This is a genomic window from Dietzia sp. CW19, from assembly GCF_014145265.1.
GTDB lineage: Bacteria > Actinomycetota > Actinomycetes > Mycobacteriales > Mycobacteriaceae > Dietzia > Dietzia natronolimnaea.
In genome coordinates, this window is the sequence record NZ_JAALEE010000292.1 from 1 (window position 1) to 3,764 (window position 3,764).

Consider the following 3,764-nt stretch of genomic DNA (forward strand, 5'->3'; position numbering starts at 1 on the left):
GAGTGCGACCGGCGCGACCAGCGCGACCGGTGGGCGTGACGGGCTCCGGCCCCGGTCAGCCCCGTCGCCGGGCGCTGCGCTGCATGTTGCGGACCTTCGCGCCCTGGGGGAGCGGGCCCTTGGGCATCTGGTTCTGGATGCCGGTCTTGGTGCCCAGCGCACGCAACCGGGTGTCCAGGGCGTCGACCTTGGCGCGGTTGATGTTCATCGGGTAGCGGGTCAGGCGACGGTTGAGCTTGCGCAGCGGGACCTGTTCAGGGGTCGTCCCCTCCTCGTCGCCGACGATCAGCTCATAGATCGGGGTATCACCGACGACCCGGGCGACCTTCTTCTTCTCCTGCAGCATGAGTGGCTTGAGCCGGTGCGGCTGCCCCTCGCCCACGAGGACGATCCCGCATCGGCCGACCACGCGGTGCACGGCGTCGAAACTGGTCGTCGCCGCGACGGCCTGATTGACGCGCCAGCCCGATCGGAGCTGATCCAGTGCCCACGCCGCCGCACCGGGCTGTCCTTCGGCCTTCGCGAACACGGTGTTCTGGACGCGGCGGGAGAAGATCACCATCGCCAGCATCAGACCGGTGAGGACACCGAGTGGGAGCATCCACCACTCCCCGCCCCAGAGCGAACCCAGGAGGAAGAACGCGGCGGTGGAGAGGATCAACGCGCCGATCATCAGGGGCCACAGGAGTTTGTCCTGCTTGGACTGGATCTTCAGGGCCTCCCACATCTGCCCGCGCTGCGCTTTGCTCGCCTGCCGCCGTGCAGCCCGAGCCGCCTTCTTGTCCGCCTTGCTGACCTCGCTCTTCGCCATACCGTTCAGGATACGTGGCGGGGACCACCGTTCGGGAACCGCGGTTCGCCGCAGGGGTGGACAGGGCGAGCAGGACGGGTGGCGCGGCTGAGACGGCCGGGCGGCCCGGCTGAGACGGCCGGGTCGGACGTGGGCCCGCGGGGGGTCAGGCCCGGGCGCGCGCCAGCACGGACGAGGCCTCCTGCGAGGCGGCGCCCCCGGAGGTCAACTGCGCGAGGTGCTGCGGAACCTCCTGGCCGCGGTGTTCGAGAGCCTGGACGTAGAGGCGACCGGCCCGGTACGAGGACCGCACCAGTGGACCGGCCATGACCCCGGCGAAACCGATCTCGCGCGCCTGGTCGGACAACTCCACGAACTCCTCCGGCTTGACCCAGCGGTCGATGGGATGGTGCAGCGGACTGGGCCGGAGGTACTGGGTGATGGTGAGGATGTCGCACCCCGCGGAATGCAGGTCGATCATCGCGTCGACGATCTCCTCCGTGGTCTCACCCATCCCCAGGATGAGGTTGGACTTGGTGACCAGCCCGAAGTCACGGGCAGCGCGGATCACTCCGAGGGACCGGTCGAACCGGAACGCCGGCCTGATGCGCTTGAAGATCCGGGGGACCGTCTCCACGTTGTGCGCGAGCACCTCGGGCCGGGACTCGAAGACCTCCGCGAGCTGATCCGGATCCCCGTTGAAGTCGGGGATCAGGTTCTCGACGCCGGTGTTGGGGTTGAGTTCGTGGATCTTGCGGACCGTCTCCGCGTACAGCCACGCGCCACCGTCGTCGAGGTCGTCCCGGGCGACGCCGGTGATGGTCGAGTACCGCAGGCCCATCTCGCGAACGGACTCCGCCACGCGCCGCGGCTCGTCCCGGTCGAGGGCACTGGGCTTGCCCGTCGCGATCTGACAGAAGTCGCAGCGTCTCGTGCACTGTTCGCCGCCGATGAGGAAGGTGGCCTCGCGGTCCTCCCAACATTCGTAGATGTTGGGGCAGCCGGCCTCCTCGCACACCGTGTGCAGGCCGCCGGTCTTGACGAGGCCCTTGAGTTCCTTGTACTCGGGGCCCATCGTGGCCCGGGTCCGGATCCAGGAGGGCTTCCGCTCGATCGGCGTCTCGGCGTTGCGGGCCTCGATGCGGAGCAGTTTGCGGCCTTCGGGAGTGACAGTCACGGCCGCCAGCCTACGCTCGAATCACCCCACGGGTAGTCGACCGTCGAGCGCCTCCACCACGTCGGAGGTGACCTGGTCGAGGACCTCCGAGACGGGGACGTCCCGTCCGAGTTCGGCCGAGAGGGACGTGACCCCGGCGTCGACGATCCCGCAGGGGACGATCCGCGAGTATGCATCGAGATCACAGTCGCAGTTGAGCGCGAAACCGTGCATCGTCACCCCGCGCTGGACACGGATCCCGATGGCGGCGATCTTGCGCTCCGGCCGGCCGTCACCGGCCGGACACCACACCCCGGACCGGCCGTCCACCCGGTCGACCTCCACCCCCATCCGGGCGCACGTGGTGATGAGGGCCTGCTCCACCCGGCGGACGTACTCGACCACGTCGATGGGGTCCGACAGGGCGATGATCGGGTACCCGACCAGCTGCCCGGGTCCGTGCCAGGTGATCCGACCACCCCGGTCCACGTCGACGACGGGGGTCCCGTCGACCGGGCGATCCGACGGCTCCGTGCGCTTCCCGGCGGTGTACGTGGCCGGGTGTTCCAGGAGCAGGATCGTGTCCCCGCGGGCTCCGTCGGCACGCTCCTGCGCGAGCGTTCGCTGCAGCTCCCAGGTAGGGGTGTACTCGACGGTGCCGAGGCGGCGGATCTCCGGCTCGACCGGATCGCGGCGCAGGGACAGACCGGTGTGGGACATGCCGTCCACTCTAGGCCGAAGGATCTCGCAGACGACGACGGGCGCCCTCCCGGAGGAGGACGCCCGTCGCGCTGTCGTCGGGACCTACAGTCCGAGGTCTCCCTCGAACTCGGCCTTCTGCAGACGGTCCTTGACCGTGGTGAGGAAACGACCGGCGTCCGCACCGTCGATGAGACGGTGGTCGTAGGTCAGCGGCAGGTAGCCCATCGACCGGATGGCGATGGACTCGCCGTCGTCATCGGCGTCCACCACGGGGCGCCGCACGATCGCGCCGGTCCCCAGCATCGCCGCCTGCGGCGGCACGAGGATCGGGGTGTCGAACAGTGCACCCTCGCTCCCGATGTTGGTGATGGTGAACGTGCCCCCCTGGAGGTCGTCCGGGGTGAGCTTGGACGCCCGCGCCCGCTCCGCCAGGTCGATGATCGCCTTGGCGAGCCCCGGGATGTCCAGGTCCTGGGCGTCGCGGATGACCGGTGAGAGCAGCCCCGCCTCGGTGTCCACGGCGATGCCGAGGTTCACCGAACCGTGGTAGGTGATCTCGTTGGTGTCCTCGTCGTACGACGCGTTGACGTTCGGGTGCGAGACCAGGGCCTCGACCACCGCCTTGGCGTAGAACGGCAGGTAGGTGAGCTTGACGCCGTGCTCGTCCGCGAACCGGCTCTTGGTCCGGGCCCGCAGTTGCGCGACGCGGCTCATGTCCACCTCGAAGACCTGCGTGAGCTGCGCGCTGGTCTGCAGCGACTCGCGGGTCTTCTTGGCCGTGATCTTGCGGATCCGGTTGGCCTTCTTGGTGGTCCCGCGCAGCTCGGCCAGTTCGGGTCGGACTCCGGCCTTGGACGGGCCGCCTGCCGGGGCCTTCTTCTCCGCGGGGGCCTCGGTGCCGCCCTCGGCGCCACCCTCGGCCGCGGCGAGGACGTCCTGCTTACGGATGCGTCCGCCGATCCCGGTGCCCGTGACGGAATCCAGGTCCACGCCGTGCTCCTGCGCGAGCTTGCGCACGAGCGGGGTGACATAGGGGGAGGTACCGGAGCCGGAGCCCGTGGCGCCGCCCTCGTTCTCCGCCCCGTTCTCCGCCGCGGCGAGCACATCCTGCTTGCG

4 protein-coding genes are annotated in these 3,764 nt (G+C 69.6%); all 4 read right to left on the bottom strand.

The window, feature by feature from the left end:
* Positions 1-55: 55 nt before the first annotated feature.
* Positions 56-811 (bottom strand): DUF4191 domain-containing protein, encoded by a 756-nt coding sequence (locus tag G6021_RS09420; protein ID WP_179525016.1) that lies wholly within the window; start codon positions 809-811, stop codon positions 56-58.
* A 145-nt stretch (positions 812-956) separates the two neighbouring features.
* Positions 957-1,967: a lipoyl synthase gene (gene lipA, locus G6021_RS09425; RefSeq protein WP_182611207.1), complete on the bottom strand. Its 1,011-nt coding sequence runs from the start codon at positions 1,965-1,967 to the stop codon at positions 957-959.
* Positions 1,968-1,988: 21 nt separating this feature from the next.
* The gene (lipB, locus tag G6021_RS09430) at positions 1,989-2,666 is read right to left on the bottom strand and encodes a lipoyl(octanoyl) transferase LipB (protein ID WP_182611206.1); all 678 of its coding nucleotides are present in this window, start codon (positions 2,664-2,666) and stop codon (positions 1,989-1,991) included.
* Positions 2,667-2,750: 84 nt separating this feature from the next.
* On the bottom strand, positions 2,751-3,764 hold a 1,014-nt coding region (sucB, locus tag G6021_RS09435), incomplete at its 5' end, for a 2-oxoglutarate dehydrogenase, E2 component, dihydrolipoamide succinyltransferase (protein ID WP_241736497.1).